The organism is Paraburkholderia phenazinium (assembly GCF_900100735.1).
GTDB lineage: Bacteria > Pseudomonadota > Gammaproteobacteria > Burkholderiales > Burkholderiaceae > Paraburkholderia > Paraburkholderia phenazinia.
The window spans coordinates 72,532-90,300 of the sequence record NZ_FNCJ01000016.1 but is presented as its reverse complement, the minus strand read 5'-3'; the positions used below and the strand labels follow the sequence as shown (position 1 = coordinate 90,300).

Here is a 17,769-nt window from a genome sequence, read left to right as displayed (position 1 = left end):
CCATGTTTGGCGAAGCGATCGCAGGCGTATCCGAAGAATTCGACGTGGCGCCGGTGTTGTATACGCCGACCGAGTACCGCATCAAGTGGACCACGCTGCCGTGGGAAGCGGGGCAAGCCTACAAGCTGCGGCGCGCGGTGTTCTGCATCGAGCAGGGCATCTTCGTCGGCGACGACCGTGACGAGATCGACGAGCGCGCCCAGCAACTCGTTGCGGTGAGCTGTATTGCCGGCCTGCCCGAGCAGGTGGTCGGTACAGTGCGCATCCATCAGGAGGCGCCGGGCGTGTGGTACGGCTCGCGGCTTGCCGTGCACGCGGCGTTCCGGCGTCACGGCAAGATCGGCGCGACGCTGATCCGACTTGCCGTGACGAGCGCTCACGCACTCGGTTGCGAGACATTTCTGGCGCACGTGCAGAGCCAGAATGTGCCCTTGTTTCGGGCGCTGCATTGGGATGCGCTCGCCGAGGAGATGCTGTTGGGGCGTCCGCACCACCTGATGCAGGCGCAGCTCGACCACTATCCGCCATGCACGGCGCCGCGCAGCGGCTTTGTCACGCAAGCGCGGAGTGCGTCATGAGTGTGGCGGAGCTGGTCGCCAGCTTGCGCGAGAGCCGCGGCTTTCGCCACAAGACCGACATCGCCGGCGTGGTGTCGTCGCTGGCGCGGCAACTGCCCGGCGGCGCCGGCGCGCTGGGTCAGGCGGTGGCGCTCGGCGACGATTGTGCGGCCTTGGCCGACAGCGACGGCTACCTGCTGTTCGCAATCGAAGGCATGGTCAGCGACTTCGTACAGGCCATGCCGTGGTTCGCGGGCTATAGCAGCGTGATGGTCAACGTCAGCGATATCTATGCGATGGGCGGACGGCCGCTTGCCGTGGTCGACGCCTTGTGGAGCGAAGGCATCGAAGCCGCGCATGAGGTGCTCGCGGGCATGGCGGCGGCGTCGCTGGCGTATGGCGTGCCGATTGTCGGCGGCCACACCAATGCGCGCAGCGACCGGGCGCAACTGGCGGTGTCGATTGTCGGCCGCGCCACGGCGCTGTTGTCGAGTTTTAACGCACGGCCCGGCGATCGCCTGTTGATGGCGGTCGATCTGCGCGGCCAATTCGAGGAACCGTATCCGTTCTGGAATGCGTCGGTGGGGGCGCCCGCCGCGCGTTTGCGCGACGACCTGGAGCTGCTGCCGCGCCTCGCGGAGAGCGGGCTGTGCGACGCGGCCAAGGACATCAGCATGGCAGGCGCCTTGGGCACCGCGTTGATGTTGCTCGAGTGCTCGAGGGTGGGCGCGCGCATCGATCTCGACGCGCTTCCCAAACCCGCCAGCGTGCCGCTCGCGCGCTGGCTCACCGCGTTCCCGAGCTTCGGCTTTCTGCTCGCGGTACGTGAAGAACAGGTCGACGCTGTCCTCGCGCAATTCGATGCGCGTTCGTTGGCCTGCGCCGAGATCGGTACGGTCGACACATCGCGCCAGGTGGTTGTCCGCAGAGGCGACGATACCGCTGTGCTGTGGGACTTTAGCGGCGAGCCGTTCATCATTCCAACCGGTCAGGTGCCGCGATGAGCACGGGGCCCATGCGCATCGCACTGCTCACGCATTCGGTCAATCCACGCGGCGGCGTGGTGCATACGCTTGAACTGGCGCACGCACTCAGTGCGCTCGGTCATGACGTTACGGTGTTTGCGCCCGCAAGGAACGGCGAAACCTTGTTTCGCATGCCTGCTTGCCGTGTGGTGTACGCGCAGATCGTGGGATCGCAGGCTGGCACGGTGGCACTGGTCGACGCGCGCATTCGCGCCTTGAAGCGCAGTCTGCACGCGCATGGCACGGCCGCCTTCGACGTTTTGCATGCCGAGGACAGTATCAGCGGCAACGCGCTGGCCGAACTCAAGGCAGAGGGGGCGATTCGCGGCTTCCTGCGCACCGTGCATCACCTCGATCACTTCGACGATCCGCGTCTCGCGGCATGGCAGGAGCGCGCGTATCGCGACGCGGACCAGGTGTTATGTGTCAGCCAGACGTGGACGCGCGAGTTGCAGCGGCGCTACGGAATCGCCGCGGTCACGGTGCCGAACGGCGTCGATACCCTACGCTTCAGCCCACAGGCAAACCCCTTGGACGCCGTGCTCAAACAACGGCTAGGACTGGGTGGGGGGCCGCTGATCCTCGCTGTGGGCGGGATTGAGGCGCGCAAGAACACACTGGCCTTGCTCGATGCCTTTGCCATGCTGCGCCCGGTGGTCCCAGCGGCGCAACTGGTGATAGCGGGCGGCGCGAGCCTGCTGGACCACGATGCCTATACGCGGCGCTTTGTCGAGCGGGCAGCGCGACACGGACTGTCGATCGGCCCTGGGGAAAGCGTTGTGATCACAGGACCGCTCGAAGATGCCGAGATACCCGCGCTGATGCGCAGTGCGCACTTGCTGGCGATGGTCTCCGTACGCGAGGGCTTCGGTCTCGTCGTACTCGAAGCGCTCGCCTGCGGCACACCCGTGGTGGTGTCGAAGATCGCACCGTTCACCGAGTATCTCGACGACGCCACCTGTAACTGGGCGACGCCCACCGACCCCGCTTCGATCGCCGCCGCGTTGCTGCGCGTGCTGCGTGGCGACAGCACGACCGATTTCGCTCATGCGGTACCTGTGCTGCTTGCACGCTATAGCTGGGCTGCTAGCGCCGCCTGCCATGCCGAGGTGTATCGCGCGTGGCTCGCCCGGCAGCCGCTTGCCATTCATTAAGCCTTTCGCACAAGGGATTTTCCATGCCTGTCATGCACTTCCGGATTCAATGGCCTGATGGCGACGAAGCGAATTGCTATTCGCCGTCGCAGGTGGTCAACGAGTTTTTTACGCCGGGTCACGCGTACCCACTCGAGGACTTCGTACAACGCTCGCGCGAGGCGCTCAATATCGCCTCGGAGCGGGTGCGGCAGAAGTACGGGTTCGCCTGCTCGGCGGCGCTCGATCAGCTCGCGCAGATCGAACGCGATGCCGAGCGGTTTCGCGAGCACGCGGATGCTACCGTGAAAGTCATTGAACTGATCTGAAGCAATCTTCTTCATGCAAGGACGCATCATGTCGAATCAAGCGCACTCCACGAGCGCGGCGCCACGCCGCAATGGACACTACCGTGTGCTCGTCGTCGGCGGCGGGCAGGCCGGTCTGTCGATCAGTTACTACCTGAAGCAGGCCGGCGTGGATCACCTCGTGATCGAGAAGCAGACCGTCACGCACAGCTGGCGCGAGCAGCGCTGGGACGCGTTCTGTCTTGTCACGCCGAACTGGCAATGCGCCTTGCCCGGCTATCCGTACGCGGGTGACGATCCGCACGGCTTCATGAAAAAGGACGAAATCGTCGCGTATCTGGACGGCTTCATCGCCATGGTGGACGCGCCGGTGCTGGAGCGCACCACGGTCGGCCGCGTCAAGCGGCGCGATGACGGCATCTATGCGGTGACCACGACGCAAGGCGATTTCACCGCGGACCACGTGGTGGTGGCCTCGGGCGGCTATCACACGCCGATCGTGCCGCGCATGGCGGAGCGCCTGCCCGCGCAGATCGTCCAGTTGCAATCGTCGGAGTATCGCAATCCGCAGGCGCTGCCCGAGGGCGCGGTGCTGGTGGTGGGCTCGGGACAGTCCGGCGCGCAGATTGCCGAGGACCTGCATCTGGCTGGCCGCCGGGTGGTGCTGGCGGTGGGCGAAGCGCCGCGCTGCGCGCGCTTTTATCGCGGCAGGGACGTGGTGGACTGGCTGGCTGATATGCAGTACTACGACATGCCGGTGGAAAAGCATCCATTGCGCGAAGGCGTGCGCGACAACACCAATCACTACGTGACCGGCCGCGACGGCGGGCGCGATATCGATCTGCGCAAGTTCGCCGCCGAAGGCATGCAGCTATACGGGCGCCTCGAAGACCTGCGCGACGGGCAACTGCACTTCGCAGCGAACCTCGCGGCGAATCTCGACGAGGCGGACGATACCTATAACCGCATCAACGCGAGCATCGATGGCTTCATTGAAAAGCAGGGCATCGATGCGCCGCCGGGCGGCGTCTATGAACCAGTATGGCAGCCGCCGCACGAACGCACGGCGCTCGCACTCGAAGGCAGCGGCATTGCCGCGATCATCTGGTGTATCGGCTTTACGCCGGACTTTAGCTGGATCGATGCGCCGGTGTTCAACGGCCGCGGCTATCCGGCCCATCAGCGCGGCGTCACGCCGCTGCAAGGACTTTACTTCGTAGGTTTGCCGTGGCTGCACACCTGGGGATCAGGGCGCTTCTCGGGGATTGCGCGCGACGCGGAGTATCTCGTGCAGGCGATTCTGGCGCGCGAGCGCGAGCGGGCCGCAACCTGCGCGACGCTCGCGGCCTGAATCGTTTGAGTGATGGAGGGTTGTGACGGGCGAGAGCCGTGCGGACTGCGCGAACTCGCGCACCCCGCACGCACCCTTGCAGCTTAGCTACCCAAGGCCGGATCGCTCATGCTGCTGCGTCCCGTTTCGACGTGGCCACCCAGGCGCCGTGTGAAGGCCGGGTCCGTATCGACGGTCACCGTCAGGTCGTACCAGCCGTAGGCCGCGCGCAGGTCGAGGTAGATATCCTCGTTGTTGCCGCCGATCACCGTGCGCTTGACCAGCATGCTCGGATCGTACGCGTTGGTGATGGTGAACTCGCATTTCGCCGTGCCCGGGTTCTCGAGACGCAACTGCAGGTTGCCGTTGGCGACGTCGTAACCCTCGGCCACTTCCGGGCGGGCCACTTCCTGCGGGTTCCACCAGGTCGACGTTGCTGGCGGCCTGCCTGCGAAGCGGCGCAGATAGCCGTTCGGACCGTACACGGTGTAGTCGTAGGTGCCGTTGGCGTTCAGCGGCAGATGGCCGTCGAGACGCTTGCCGGCCTCTACCGTATAGCTGAGCGGCGCTGCGCCGCTATTGGTCGAATAGACGAGGAACGCCGCACCCGCCTTGCCGCTGTTGACAAAGCGGATCGCGATCTTGCCTTGCGACGCTTCGCTGTGCAGGCGCACGAATAGTTCGTAGGGCAGGGCACGCGCCGGCCGTACGCCGGGTTCTTGCTTCGGCACGGCCTGGATGAGCGGCGGCAGCGGCACGTAGTCCGGATGACGCGACTGGTCCGGCGGCACGTAGCCCGACGTGCTCGGCAGCGCCGGCGTCCCGTCGTTCGGATTGACGAAGTTGAACGCCGTCATCAGATCGCCGCACACTGCGCGACGCCACGGCGTGATATTTGACTCGGCCAGATTGTGGCTATGGCCGAAGCGCTTCTCGATGAAGCGGATCACCGACGTGTGGTCGAACACTTGCGAGCACACATAACCGCCCTTCGACCACGGCGACACCACGAGCATCGGCACGCGTGGTCCGAGGCCGTACGGGCCGTTCGAATATTCGCCCGCCGTGTATTGACCGTTGCCGCCATAGATCTCGTTGGTGATCGCGACCGTCGACAAGCCGTTGGCGCTCGTAGCCGGCGCGAACGGGGGCGCCATGTGATCGAAGAAACCGTCGTTCTCGTCGTAGTTGACGAGCAGCACCGTCTTGCTCCACACCTCCGGGTTCGACGTCAGGATCTGCAGCACCTGGTCGACATACCACGCGCCGTAGTTGGCCGGCCAGTTCGGGTGCTCGGAGTAGGCTTCCGGTGCGACGATCCACGAAACCTGCGGCAGCGTGTTGTTCGTCACGTCCTGCTTCAGGACATCGAAGTAAGTGCCGCCGTTGGCCACATTGGTGCCGGTGCGCGCGTTGTCGTACAGCGGGTTGCCCGGCGTTGCATTGCGATACTGGTTGAAGTAGAGCAGCGAGTTGTCGCCGTAGTTGCCGATGTACGCGTTCGAGGTCCAGCCCCACGAACCGCTGGCATTCAGGCCGGTGCCGATGTCCTGATAGATCTTCCACGAAATGCCGGCGTTTTGCAGCACTTCCGGATAGGTCGACCAGCCGTAGCCGAGTTCGGAGTTGTCGATCACCGGGCCGCCGCCGTTGCCGTCGTTGCCCACCCAGCCGGTCCACATGTAGTAGCGGTTCGGGTCCGTCGGGCCCATCAGCGAACAGTGATACGCGTCGCAGATCGTGAAGGCGTCGGCCAGCGCGTAGTGGAACGGAATGTCGTCGCGCGTCATGTAGGCCATCGTCGTGGTGCCCTTGGCCGGCACCCACTGGTTGTACAGGCCGCCGTTCCAGGCCGTGTGCGTGCTGTTCCAGTCGTGCGCCAGATCCTGCAGGAACTGCAGGCCGAGATTCGGCGCGCTCGGGCGGAACGGCAGCACATGGCCGAGATCTTCGACAGCGCCTTCGAACAGCGGCTGATACCACACCGGGTTGCCGGTGGGCAGCGTGATGGCGCGTGTGTCGCCGAAACCGCGCACACCGCGCAACGTGCCGAAGTAGTGGTCGAACGAACGGTTTTCCTGCATCAGGATGATGATGTGCTCGACGTCCTGGATGCTACCGGTGGCATTGTTGGCGGGGATCGCGAGCGCGTTGCGAATGCCGAGCGGCAGCATGCTCAACGCGGTTGCGGAACCGGCAGCCGAAGCGGCTGCGCGCAGAAAATCACGGCGATTTTTTGATGTCATGTTGGGCTTCGATCTTCAGGAGAAGGAATATGCGCGACGGTGATCAAACAGGCAGAACCGGCGCGGGGAGTGCGACGACCTCAATCAACGGTGTGAATCACGGGTGTTACAAGACTGTCGGATGCGGCAGCGCCAACCTGCGCGGAGGTCGGCGGCGGAGTCTGGATGGTTTGTGCTGGCAGGATGGCCTGGGCCGACTGTGCCGGTTGTGCGGAACTGGTTTGCGGTACCGCGTAAGGCGCCGGCGGGGCGGCGTTGATCTGTTCGGCGGATGTCGTGCTGGTGTCGGGCGTTTTGCTGCCGTCGTCGTTGCTGCAGGCGGCGAGCGTTATACACAACGCTGCCGTCAATGCGGCGCTCGTCAACACCGTCGACATTCGCGTGCATGGCCACGCGCGCGAGGCTGCAGCCAAACGTTTGCTCGCCGGTTTGGCTTCGAACAACGCGCTGCGCGCAGACCTGGTGGACATGGGAGGCCTTTGACGGTGTTGGGGGACGCTGGCGAGGTCTATGGACCTCGGCTCAGCACCGTCGAAGGATAACTACTTACCTGTGTAAGATTTGTGAATGTTGGGTAAGAAGTTGTGATTGTGCAGGTTTGCGGAATTTGCAAAATGACGGTTTCGAGACGGTAAACGTTAAATCGAGCGTCACTCCCACACTGCAACGATTGCCTCGATCTCGACGGTAATGTTTCCTGGCAGCGAGCCCATGCCGACTGCCGAGCGCGAGTGGCGGCCTGCGTCGCCGAACACGTCGACGAACAGATCGGAGCAGCCGTTGATGACACGCGGATGTTCGGTGAATTCAGGTGCGGCGTTGACCATGCCGAGCAACTTGACGATCTGCTTCACTCGTTGCAGGTCACCCAGTTCGTCATGCAACACCGCGAGCAGGTTGAGTCCGACCAGTTGCGCGTGCCGATACGCTTCTTCGGTAGTGACGCTTGCGCCGACCTTGCCGGTCATGAGCACGCCGGTTTCGTCGAGCGGTCCCTGGCCAGAGAGAAACAGCAGATTGCCGGCGCGCGTGCAGTGGCAAAAATTGCCGATGGGTGAAGGCACCTGCGGTAGTTTTAGGCCGCGCGAATGCAGCCGTTCATAACAGTTCATCTGGGTTCGAGTGAGTGAGAGCGGACGTTCTGAAGAGGGCTTGGCCCAGCGCGATTGCACTCTTGTGGCGATCATGCTGCGCTCAAGCCGCTGTAGGGTTCCATGCAGGGCACTTGAAAGCTTCGTTCACTTAAGCTTCACGCGGCGGTCACGATTCGCGCTGGCGCCAGCCGAGCCGCGCTTCGATGCGCGCGGCGACTGCTTGCACGGCTTGCGCGTAGCGTTCGGTGCCGAGTGCGGCTTTCGCTTCGGGCATCACGATGGAAATCGTAAACACGCACACGCCTGCGTTATCGAGCACAGGGGCAGCAAGGCAAGCCACTGACGCATCGGACTCGCCGATCTGGATCGACAGGCGCGCCTCGAGTGCGTCTTTGGCGATCTGCGCGAGCACCTTGGGCCGGGTTTCGGCGCGACCGGTGGGCGAAGGCTGGGCGTGCTGGGTAAAAAACGCGATCCGCTCGGCGTCGGGCAAATGGCCGACCAGCAAGCGGCCCGAGGCGGTCCAGTTGAGCGGCACGCGACTGCCTACGCGCGAGGTGACACGAAAATGCCCTGGCCCCTCCGACATTTGCAGTACCACCATCATGCCTTCTTCGAGTCCGCAAACCTGCACGGTCTCTTCCACTTCGACGGATAGCCGTTGCATTTCCTCGGCGGCCACCGCGAGGTAGTCGATCGAGCCGGCGTATGTCAGGCCGTAACCATACAGACGCGAGCCGAGCCAGATGGCGCCGTCGAGCCGGCGCGCGAGGAGGTTCTTTTCCACCAGGTCGTTGATGATCGAATAGACGGTGGACAGCGGTGCGCCCACCATGCGTGCCACCTCATAGGCGGTGGCGGGCCGGTTGGCCGCTTGCAGCGCGTCGAGAATCTGCACGGCGCGGTCGATCGCGCTGGTGCGGGTGCGGGGCGCCTGAGCGGCCGGCTCGCCTGGGTTGGCTTGCGCCGTGGCGCCGGCGGCCGTTTCAGGGGTGCTCGCGCTGAGCTCAGCGGCGGTGGGTCGGGGCGTGCGGGCCATCGTGCTCCTCGGATGCCGGCATATGAATGCCTGACGTATGCCTAATGATTTTTGTCCAGTTGACGCTCGGTCATTGTATGCTAGACTGATCCTCAATTACAACATATATTCCATAATTAAGAAATACTCGCTTGGAGGCGCTTCTCGATGGACATCCGCACTCGCTTCGGCTTACGCCCCGTCATCAATGCGTCGGGCACGATGACGAGCCTCGGCGCGTCCATTGTCCCCGCGCCGGTGAGCGAGGCAGTGGCGCAGATTCTGCCGGAGTTCGTCGAGATCGACGACCTGCAGCGCAAGGCCTCGGCCGCGATCGCCGAGGTGTGCGGCAGCGAAGCCGGCTATATCACCGCTTCGTGTTCGGCGGCGATCACCTTGAGCATCGCGGCCAGCATGACGGGCGACGACCTGGGCCTGATCGAGCGGCTGCCGGACACCAGCGGTTTGCGCAACGAAGTCGTGATCCAGACGGGGCACCTTGTCAATTATGGCGCACCCATCGATCAGGCGATCCGCCTCGCCGGGGCGCGCGTGGTTCCAGTGGGTGCCGCCACTGAAGCGCACGGCTATCAGTTGGCCAGCGCTATCAACGAGCGCACCACAGCGGCGCTGTATGTCGTCTCGCATCACGCGGTGCAGTACGGCATGATCCCGCTCGAAGAATTTATCGCCGTGGCGCACGCGCGGGGCGTGCCGGTGATTGTCGATGCCGCTTCGGAATACGACCTGAAGCGCTTTATCGCGGCGGGTGCGGATCTCGCGCTCTACTCGGCGCACAAGTTTCTCGGCGGTCTCACCGCCGGCATCGTGGCCGGCGGCAAGGCGCTGGTGCGGGCGGCCTACTTCCAGAACGGCGGTATCGGCCGCGGCATGAAAGTCGGCAAGGAGGGCATCGTCGGTGCAATGGCCGCGCTCGAGCAATGGCAGCAGCGCGATCATGCCGCGGTCCGTTCGCGCGAACACGCTTATTTGACGCTCTGGCGCGACGCGCTGAACGGCCGCGCCGGAGTGCGCGCCGAACTCGATGCCGATCCGACCGGCAATCCTCTCGAGCGTCTGAAGCTGCAGATCGATCCGCGCGAAGCGCGCACGACTGCCTGGGATCTTGCCGATGCGCTCGCGCGTCCGCCGGCTGGTGTGGCCCCAGTGATCGTGCGTGACCATGAAGCCGAACAGCATTTCTTCTTTGTCGACCCGTGCAACCTGCATCCCGGTGAGGAACAGGTCGTGCTGGCCCGGCTCGTGGCCGAGCTCGAGCGGGCGCAAGCCGCGCCTGAGCCGCTGGTTACGCCGTTTCACCAACGCGATGCGCGCCGTCTGGCGGGTCGCCGCAACTGGCCGGACTGACCCGCGGGATGCGCAGACGCAGTTAATGCGACCGGCGCGGCTGTAAGCGCTGCACTGAAAACCAGATTGTTTGACCGTCACACCGGAGTCATTCCGGTGTCGCTTTGTGCTTCACATTTAGTACACCTTATATAGCCGGGACAATCCCTAACCACCGGTGTTTGCTGTTCTTTCGACTTGAGACTTGAGGAAACCATGATGCACAAGCAGACTCTTCGCACGGCGCTCGCCATCGCCGTAACCGGGCTCGGCGCCGCCGCCGCTCACGCGCAAAGCAGCGTCACGCTGTATGGCATTGTCGATGCCGGCTTTACCTACACCAACAACCAGAAGGGGCAGTCGGCCTATCAGGCGACTCAGGGCAATGTGCAGGGCTCGCGCTGGGGCCTGACGGGGAGCGAAGATCTGGGTGGCGGCAACCATGTGCTGTTCAGGCTGGAAAACAGCTTCAGCGCCGAAACGGGCGCGCTGGGCGGTGGGGGCAGGATGTTCGGGCGCGGCGCATGGGTCGCGCTGAGCAACGACCGCGCCGGCACGATCACGCTCGGGCGCCAGTACAACAGCGTGCAGGACTATCTGTCGAATCTGCAGATCAACGGCGTCGGCGCAATGAGCCAGTACGGCAACGGGATCTACGATAACGACGACCTCAACAATACCTACCGCACCGACAACGCGGTCAAGTACACGACGCCGACGATCGCCGGCTTCACCGCCAACGCCATGTACGCGTTTTCGAACACGGCCGGTCAGTTCGCCAACAACCGCGCGTGGAGCGTCGGCGCCGATTACGTGAACGGCCCGCTGCGTCTCGATGCGGCGTATTCGCTGGTCGATAATCCTGCCAGCAACACGACCGGCGCGGCGCCTTCGGACAACTACTACGGCACCGGCTCCTCGATCATCGGCACGTCCAATGTCTCGCGCAATCAGGTGTTTGGCGGCGGCGGTGCTTACACATTCGGTCCTGCCACGGTCGCGCTGCTGTACACGAACTCGCAGTTCCAGCTGATCACCGGCGGCAGCCTGCGCTTTGCCAACTACGAAGCGAGCGTGCGTTACCAGTTGACGCCCGCCACGCTGCTCGCGCTCGGCTATATCTACACGAGCCAGAACAGCAGCTCGTCCACCGCACCGAGCGCGCATTACAACCAGATCAGCGTCGGCGACGAGTACTTCCTCTCGAAGACCACCGACCTCTACCTGAACGGCATCTATCAGAACGCCGCCGGTTCGAAGGCATGGATCGAAGGGATTTCGAACCCGTCGAGCACCAGCGGGCAATTCGTCACCGTCGCCGGCATCCGCCACAAGTTCTGAGGCCAACGTCCGGGCCTCGCTGCAAGCGCGGCCGCCTGCACACGCGCACAGGCGCAGGTACTGCACCCAGCGGGTGCGGTGCGCTCGCCTCGCGCGTGGCCGATCTCACTCACCTGGAGCACCCATGGCGACCGTTCAAGGAAGTCTGTTACTCGTCTACGCATTGATTGCGATCATCGCGCTCGTTGTGCTGATCGCACGCTTCAAGATGAATCCGTTCATCACCTTGATGATGGTGTCGGTCGCGCTGGCGCTCGCGGTCGGCATGCCGATGACGTCGATTCTCAAATCGTTCGAAGCCGGTGTGGGCGGCACGCTCGGCCATATTGCCATCGTGGTCGGGCTCGGCACCATGCTCGGCAAGATGATGGCCGAGTCGGGCGGGGCCGAGCGGATTGCCCGCACGCTGATTGAGCTGTTCGGGCCGAAGAACGTCCACTGGGCGATGATGTGCATCGCCTTTCTGGTCGGCCTGCCGGTGTTCTTCGAAGTCGGCTTCGTGCTGCTGATTCCGATTGCCTTCAACGTGACGCAGCGTACCGGCACCTCGATGATTCGTGTCGGCATTCCAATGGTGGCAGGTCTTTCAGTGGTGCACGGTTTGATTCCGCCGCACCCGGCGGCCTTGCTGGCGGTGACCGCGTATAACGCGGACATCGGCCATACGATCTTCTATGCGCTGATTGTCGGCATTCCCACTGCGGCGATTGCCGGCCCGCTGTTTTCGAAGCTGATTAGCCGTTTCGTGGTGCTGGAAGGCGTGAACCAGATGGCGCAGCAGTTCATCGAACAGGATGCGAAGCGAGCGCAGCAGCAGTTGCCGGGCTTCGGCATTACCTTGTTGACGGTGCTGCTGCCGGTCCTGCTGATGCTGCTGGGGAGCTGGGCCGATCTAATCGTGCCGGCGAAATCGACCGCGAACAACGTTTTGCATCTGATTGGCCACCCGGACATGGCTTTGTTGCTGGCGGTATTGCTGAGCTTCTATACCTTCGGCACGGCGCGCGGTTTTGGTCGCGAGCAGATTCTCAAGTTCACCAACGAGTGTCTGGCGCCGACCGCGGGCATCACGCTCGTAGTGGGGGCGGGCGCCGGCTTTGGGCGCATCCTGATCGATAGCGGCGCGTCGAAGGCGATTGTCGATGTGGCGACCGGCGCGCACGTGCCGCTGCTGATCCTGGCGTGGCTGGTGGCGGCGTTGATCCGGGTCGCGACCGGCTCTGCCACGGTGGCCATGGCGACCGCAGCGGGCATCATTGCGCCGATCGCGGCTGCGGCGGCGAGCACAGGTGGCGTGCGTCCCGAGCTGCTGGTGCTTGCCACCGGTGCGGGGTCGCTGATTCTGTCGCACGTGAACGATGGCGGCTTCTGGCTCGTCAAGGAGTACTTCGGCATGACGGTGCCGCAGACCTTCAAGACGTGGACCGTGTGCGAGACGATCATCTCGCTGACGGCGCTGGTGTTCACGTTGGGATTGTCGGCAGTGGTCGGCTGAGTGGGCCGCGGCAGGTACGCCGGATCCAATCGAAAGCGGAACTTTGCCGCGGTGTTGTTTCTGCTGCCGGGGTGTGCGGTGCCCCGGCGTGCGTGAGGCACCTGGATGGAGCGGATGGCGTCAGGCCTGCCGGGTCGCCTCGATAAACGCAGCAATCGCCGTATTCAGCGCCGCTGGCGCATCGCGATGCGGCGAGTGTCCGCAAGCGTCGAGTTTGGCGAGCCGCGCTTGCGGCACTTGCGTGGCGATCGTGTCGATCTGCGCCATGGTGCCGTAGTGATCGTCATGTCCCTGTACTGCGAGCAAGGGGCAGCGGATGGCCGGCAACGTATCGACAATACTCCACGCCCTGAATGCAGGGCTTAACCAGATGTCGTTCCAGCCATAGAAGGCCGAATCGACGTCGGTGTGATAGCGGCTCAGCTTTTCACGCAGATCGGTTTGTTGGTAAGCAAGCTTCGCCTGCGCGATGCTTTGCACTGAGACGTCTTCGACGAACACGTGCGGCGCAATCACCACGGCGCCTGCCAGTGCGGTGGGGAATGACGCGGCATAAAGCAGCGCGATCGATCCGCCGTCGCTATGACCGATTACCCACATGCGAGCGCGTTCTTCAGGCTCGATGCCGAGCACATCCAGCAGCGCCGGCAACACGTCTCGTGCCTGGGTGCTCATGAAATCCAGCGGCCATTTCTCGTCATGAGGCCGCGGTGTTGAACGCCCATAACCGGGACGCGAATACACCAGCCCACGCATGCCTAGCTGATCACACAGCGCCTGCGGCCAGTCGCGCCACATGGCGATCGAGCCGAGTCCCTCATGCAGAAACAATGCGATAGGCGCGGCGCTCAGCTCGGGATTGAGCCAGCGGCATTCGATATCGAGCGGGCCGCGCGTGGCTGTCGCTGGGAGCTGTGCGAATTGGCTGCCGGCGGCAAGCGTGGGAGCCGCTGGTGCCTGGTCTCTTGTCTCGTCTGTTATCGCGCGGTTGGGCATGGACCACCTTAAAGCTGTTCGCGTAGTTTGAAGCGTTGAATTTTCCCGGTCGCGGTCTTCGGCAGATCGTCGACGAACACGATATCGCGCGGGTACTTATGCGGCGCAAGGCGTTCTTTCACAAAGGCCTTCAGTTCATCCGCCAGTGTGCCAGACGCGGCGATATCGCGCTTTAACACCACGAAGGCGCGCGTCTTCACGAGGCCGCCATGATCGACACCGACCACTGCCGCCTCCAGCACCGCGTCGTGTTGCACCAGTACCATCTCCACTTCCACGGGCGACACGTATTGCCCGCTCACCTTGAGCATGTCGTCGCTGCGTCCCGCGTAGACATAGCAGCCGTTCGGCAGTCGCCGGTACTTGTCGCCGCTGCGGATCCATTCGCCCAGAAAGGTCGCCCGCGATTTCTCGCGATTGCTCCAGTACATGAGCGCGGCGCTCGGCCCCTTGATGAACAGGTCGCCCACTTCGCCATCGGCGACGATGTGCCCGCTCTCGTCGCGAAGTTCGACGTCGTAACCCGGCACGGGACGGCCAGTGGTGCCGTATTCGACATGACCGGCGCGATTGGATAGAAAGATATGCAGCATCTCCGTCGAGCCGATGCCGTCGAGAATCTCAGCGCCGAAGTGGGCGGTGAAGCGCTCGCCGATCTCGCGCGGCAGCGCTTCGCCGGCGGAGGTGCAGATGCGCAACGCGAGATCCGCGCGGGCGGGCAGATTGGGCGCGGCCAGCATGCTCGCGTAGAGAGTCGGTACGCCGTAAAACACCGTGGGTTTGTGCCGCGTGAGACGCGCGAAGATCGCCTCGGCGGTGGGGCGCTCGGCCATCAACACGGCGGTGGCGCCGACCGAGAGAGGAAAAGTCAGCCCATTGCCGAGGCCGTACGCGAAGAACAGTTTGGCGGCGGAGAACACCACATCGCTTTCGACGATGCCGAGGATCGGCTTGCCGTACAGCTCGGCCGTCCAGTAGAGATTCGCATGGGTATGCACCGTGCCTTTGGGCTTGCCGGTCGAGCCCGACGAATAAAGCCAGAAGGCGATATCGTCGCCACCGCTCGCGACGGGTTTGAGCGCGGCTGTGGCCGCGTCGAGCAGTTCGCTCAACACCGGCGAGCGCGGCGCAACGCCTGCGGGCGGCTGCGACACGATCAGCAGGCAGCCGTCGTGGTCTGCCGCGCTCAGTGCCTGCTCGACCACCGGCAATACGGCGCCCGAAGCGATTACGACGCGAGCGTGGCTGTGCGTGAGCATATAGACGTAGTCGGCCGAGGTCAGCAGCGTATTCGCCACCACTGGCACGACGCCCGCGTACAGCGCACCCAGAAACGCGATCGGTAGTTCGACGCTGTCCTGCATCACCAGCAGCACGCGCTCTTCGGCGTGCACGCCGAGCGTGCGCAGCACCGCGGCGAAACGGCGCGCCTGCTCTTCGAGCTGCGCGTAGGTGGTGATGCCGCGGTCGTCGATATAGGCGGGCTTGCTGGCGCGTGCCTGATTGAGGTGGAACAGGTGCGCGGCGAAATTGAACTGGGCCGGCGGCGGCTCGACGCTCAAGGCGCGCTCGGGCTGACTAGCAGGCGATTCCAGCAGGGCTTCCATGTTTCCTCCAGCGGTGGGGCGGCTTGCACTCGTGAGGCGTGGGGGGCCTGCGATTGCTTCGTGCTAACGCCTGGTACTAAGGTCTGGTGCTGACTTTTGCTACTACGGCCTGGTACTAAGGCCGGGTACCGGGCTTTGGCTCTGACGCTCGCCGCCGACGAGGGGCGGCGACGCGCTCGCGCTCACGTGTCTGCTCACTGCGTCGTGCGCGTCAACGCTTCGATGCACGCGCTCGACGCCTGGATGGCCGAGCGGCGGTGATAGAAATCCAACGCCCGCAAGCCGCCGAGTTCTTCGCCGCCACCGGCTCGGCCGGGGCCGCCGTGCAGCGACATCGGCATCACGTTGCCGTGACCGGTCTGGCTTTGCTGCACGGATGGCGAAATGGCGTGAACGCGTCCGTGCGAATCGGCGAGTTCGAGCGCGACACGCGCCAGATGCGCATCGTCGTTCGAATAGATCGAGGCGACGAGCGACCCCTCGCCGCGGCGCGCGAGGGCAATTGCATGAGCTTCGGGCAATGCGCTCGCGTCAGCAGCGGGGCGATATGGCGCCACCGTGGCCACTGGGCCGAACACTTCGAGCTCGTGCAACAGCGTGGCCTGATCCGGATCGTTGACGACGAACAGATGCGGCGCCACACAAGCCGCGATGGCGGGATCGGCATCGATCAACGGCGTGGCCGAGCCGTCGTAGGCGAGCACCGCCTCTTCGCGTAGCGCGGCGATGCCCGCGAGGACGGTTTCATACTGCTCGCGGCTCACCAGCGACCCCATGCGCACGCTCTCGTTACGCGGATTGCCAACCGCAACTTTGGCGAGCCTGACTTTGAGTGCGTCGACGACCGCCGCGAGTGCCGCGTCCGGCACGAACACACGACGAATCGCCGTGCATTTCTGACCGGACTTGACGGTCATCTCGCGCACGACTTCCTTGATAAACAGTTCGAAGGCGGGCGTTTCGGGCGTTGCGTCCGCGCAGAGGATCGCGCTGTTCAGGCTGTCGGCTTCGACGTTCAAACGCGCACCGCGCTGCACGAAAGCGGCGTGCGCGCGCAGCGTCGCGGCGGTGGTGGCCGAGCCCGTGAACGACGCCACATCGAAGGCCTGCACCTGATCGAGCAACCCCGCAGAGCTGCCGCAGATTACGGACAACGCGCCGGCCGGCAGAATGCCTGCATCGACGACATCCGCGACCATCCGCTGCGTGAGCCACGCGGTGGCAGTGGCGGGTTTGACGATCACCGGCACGCCGGAGAGCAACGCAGGGGCCGCTTTTTCCCACAGCCCCCACGACGGAAAATTGAACGCGTTGATGAACAGCGCGACACCACGCGTAGGCGTGAGCACATGCTGTACGCTGAACGTCTGGTCCTTGCTGAGCGATGCGGCCTCGCCGTCGCGCAGTGCATGCACATCGCCCAGCGCCGCGCCGAGTTTCGCGTAGTAAGAGAGCGTGAAAATGCCGCCGTCGATATCGACTGCCGAATCGTTGCGGGTGGTGCCGGCGTTTGCCGTAGCGATGGCGTAGTAGTCGTCGCGCTTCGCTTGCAACAGCTTGACGATTTCGGCGAGGCGCGCGGCGCGTGCCGCGTAGGTCAGCGCGCGCAACGCGGCGCCACCCTCCTCACGGGCGAAGTGGAAGGCATGCGGCAAATCGAGCCCTTCGCTCGACACGCGCACCAGTGCCTCACCCGTCACCGGGTCGCTCAGTGTGACGCCTGCACCGGTCCCAGCAAGCCATTGGCCGGCCACGTAGTTGTTCAGTAACTCAGTCATGGCGGGCGGTCTCAGCGAGGGGTTCAGGGGTGAATTCAATCGCGCCTTGCGGCAGCAGATACAGCACCAGGGCCCGCCCGTTGGCGACGGTCGGACGATGCGCGCTGCCGGGGCCGTACACGCACCAACCCGCGGGATGAGCGTCGAAGGTCGCACCCTCGGTGAGCGGCATGATCAGATCGATCTCGCCGTGCGGGTGGATGTGGTGTGGACCGGCAATGTCTTGCATGTCGACCACGTCGACGGAAAAACCGTGCGTGGCCGGCAGCGCCTTGAAGATGCGGCCATAGCGGATGCCGCCGCCTTCGCGGTTGCATAGCCAGCCTGCGGCGACGCCCGCGCGGCAGGCGTCGGCGAGGGCACGGAAGGTGGGGGCATCAGCCGGCCACGTCGTGTTCAGCCACGCCTCCAGCTCGCTATCGAGCGGCCGGCCGTCGAGCTGGGCAGTCACGCCTTCGATCAGGCGTTGTAAATCTTCAGGGGACATGTGAGCC

The 17,769-nt window shown here is 64.2% G+C and carries 16 protein-coding genes; 9 read left to right on the top strand and 7 right to left on the bottom strand.

Features of this window, described 5'->3' with window-relative positions; all coding sequences use genetic code 11:
* The first annotated feature begins 2 nt into the window (after positions 1–2).
* Genes BLQ92_RS28865 through BLQ92_RS28845 form a run of 5 tightly spaced genes read left to right on the top strand, consistent with a single transcriptional unit; the run spans position 3 to position 4,374 of the window.
* The gene (locus BLQ92_RS28865) at positions 3–578 is read left to right on the top strand and encodes an MSMEG_0567/Sll0786 family nitrogen starvation N-acetyltransferase (RefSeq protein ID WP_090689864.1); all 576 of its coding nucleotides are present in this window, start codon (positions 3–5) and stop codon (positions 576–578) included.
* Positions 575–1,561, top strand: coding sequence for a sll0787 family AIR synthase-like protein (locus BLQ92_RS28860; protein ID WP_090689861.1), 987 nt, complete (start codon positions 575–577; stop codon positions 1,559–1,561). Before BLQ92_RS28865 ends, BLQ92_RS28860 begins: the two co-directional genes overlap by 4 nt.
* Complete coding sequence (locus BLQ92_RS28855) at positions 1,558–2,736, top strand: MSMEG_0565 family glycosyltransferase (RefSeq protein WP_090689858.1); 1,179 nt, start codon at positions 1,558–1,560, stop codon at positions 2,734–2,736. Before BLQ92_RS28860 ends, BLQ92_RS28855 begins: the two co-directional genes overlap by 4 nt.
* A gap of 23 nt (positions 2,737–2,759) precedes the next feature.
* A complete protein-coding gene (locus BLQ92_RS28850) occupies positions 2,760–3,044 on the top strand; it encodes an MSMEG_0570 family nitrogen starvation response protein (RefSeq protein WP_090689854.1) in 285 nt (94 codons plus the stop codon).
* A gap of 28 nt (positions 3,045–3,072) precedes the next feature.
* Positions 3,073–4,374, top strand: coding sequence for an MSMEG_0569 family flavin-dependent oxidoreductase (locus tag BLQ92_RS28845; RefSeq protein ID WP_090690095.1), 1,302 nt, complete (start codon positions 3,073–3,075; stop codon positions 4,372–4,374).
* 83 nt (positions 4,375–4,457) lie between these two features.
* On the opposite strand, the gene BLQ92_RS28840 is transcribed toward BLQ92_RS28845, so the two are convergent.
* A complete protein-coding gene (locus BLQ92_RS28840; protein ID WP_090689851.1) occupies positions 4,458–6,599 on the bottom strand; it encodes a phosphocholine-specific phospholipase C in 2,142 nt (713 codons plus the stop codon).
* Between the two features lie 255 nt (positions 6,600–6,854).
* Between BLQ92_RS28840 and BLQ92_RS28835 the strand changes: the two genes are divergently transcribed.
* Complete coding sequence (locus tag BLQ92_RS28835; RefSeq protein ID WP_090689847.1) at positions 6,855–7,082, top strand: hypothetical protein; 228 nt, start codon at positions 6,855–6,857, stop codon at positions 7,080–7,082.
* A 167-nt stretch (positions 7,083–7,249) separates the two neighbouring features.
* Here the strand turns inward: BLQ92_RS28835 and BLQ92_RS28830 are convergent, their stop codons facing one another.
* Together BLQ92_RS28830 and BLQ92_RS28825 are read right to left on the bottom strand one after the other, a co-directional pair.
* The gene (locus BLQ92_RS28830) at positions 7,250–7,711 is read right to left on the bottom strand and encodes a RidA family protein (RefSeq protein ID WP_090689843.1); all 462 of its coding nucleotides are present in this window, start codon (positions 7,709–7,711) and stop codon (positions 7,250–7,252) included.
* Positions 7,712–7,859: 148 nt separating this feature from the next.
* A complete protein-coding gene (locus BLQ92_RS28825) occupies positions 7,860–8,732 on the bottom strand; it encodes an IclR family transcriptional regulator (RefSeq protein ID WP_090689840.1) in 873 nt (290 codons plus the stop codon).
* A gap of 147 nt (positions 8,733–8,879) precedes the next feature.
* Between BLQ92_RS28825 and BLQ92_RS28820 the strand changes: the two genes are divergently transcribed.
* From BLQ92_RS28820 to BLQ92_RS28810, 3 genes are all read left to right on the top strand, one after another.
* Positions 8,880–10,079: an aminotransferase class V-fold PLP-dependent enzyme gene (locus tag BLQ92_RS28820; protein WP_090689838.1), complete on the top strand. Its 1,200-nt coding sequence runs from the start codon at positions 8,880–8,882 to the stop codon at positions 10,077–10,079.
* Positions 10,080–10,277: 198 nt separating this feature from the next.
* Positions 10,278–11,399: a porin gene (locus BLQ92_RS28815; RefSeq protein ID WP_176860786.1), complete on the top strand. Its 1,122-nt coding sequence runs from the start codon at positions 10,278–10,280 to the stop codon at positions 11,397–11,399.
* Between the two features lie 124 nt (positions 11,400–11,523).
* Positions 11,524–12,894 carry a GntT/GntP/DsdX family permease gene (locus tag BLQ92_RS28810; protein ID WP_090689833.1) on the top strand — a complete coding sequence of 457 codons (1,371 nt, stop codon included), beginning with the start codon at positions 11,524–11,526 and terminating at the stop codon, positions 12,892–12,894.
* Positions 12,895–13,014: 120 nt separating this feature from the next.
* Here BLQ92_RS28810 and BLQ92_RS28805 read toward each other — a convergent pair whose 3' ends face one another.
* The 4 genes from BLQ92_RS28805 to BLQ92_RS28790 all read right to left on the bottom strand — a co-directional run bounded on the left by BLQ92_RS28805 (position 13,015) and on the right by BLQ92_RS28790 (position 17,762).
* The gene (locus tag BLQ92_RS28805) at positions 13,015–13,890 is read right to left on the bottom strand and encodes an alpha/beta fold hydrolase (RefSeq protein WP_090689830.1); all 876 of its coding nucleotides are present in this window, start codon (positions 13,888–13,890) and stop codon (positions 13,015–13,017) included.
* A gap of 8 nt (positions 13,891–13,898) precedes the next feature.
* Entirely contained in the window at positions 13,899–15,497 is a 1,599-nt protein-coding gene (locus BLQ92_RS28800) for a benzoate-CoA ligase family protein (protein WP_090689826.1), read from the bottom strand.
* A gap of 194 nt (positions 15,498–15,691) precedes the next feature.
* Complete coding sequence (locus BLQ92_RS28795) at positions 15,692–17,275, bottom strand: 3,4-dehydroadipyl-CoA semialdehyde dehydrogenase (protein WP_090689823.1); 1,584 nt, start codon at positions 17,273–17,275, stop codon at positions 15,692–15,694.
* Positions 17,268–17,762 (bottom strand): DUF4863 family protein, encoded by a 495-nt coding sequence (locus BLQ92_RS28790; RefSeq protein ID WP_090689819.1) that lies wholly within the window; start codon positions 17,760–17,762, stop codon positions 17,268–17,270. The genes BLQ92_RS28795 and BLQ92_RS28790 overlap by 8 nt, the downstream gene beginning before the upstream one ends.
* Positions 17,763–17,769 lie beyond the last annotated feature (7 nt).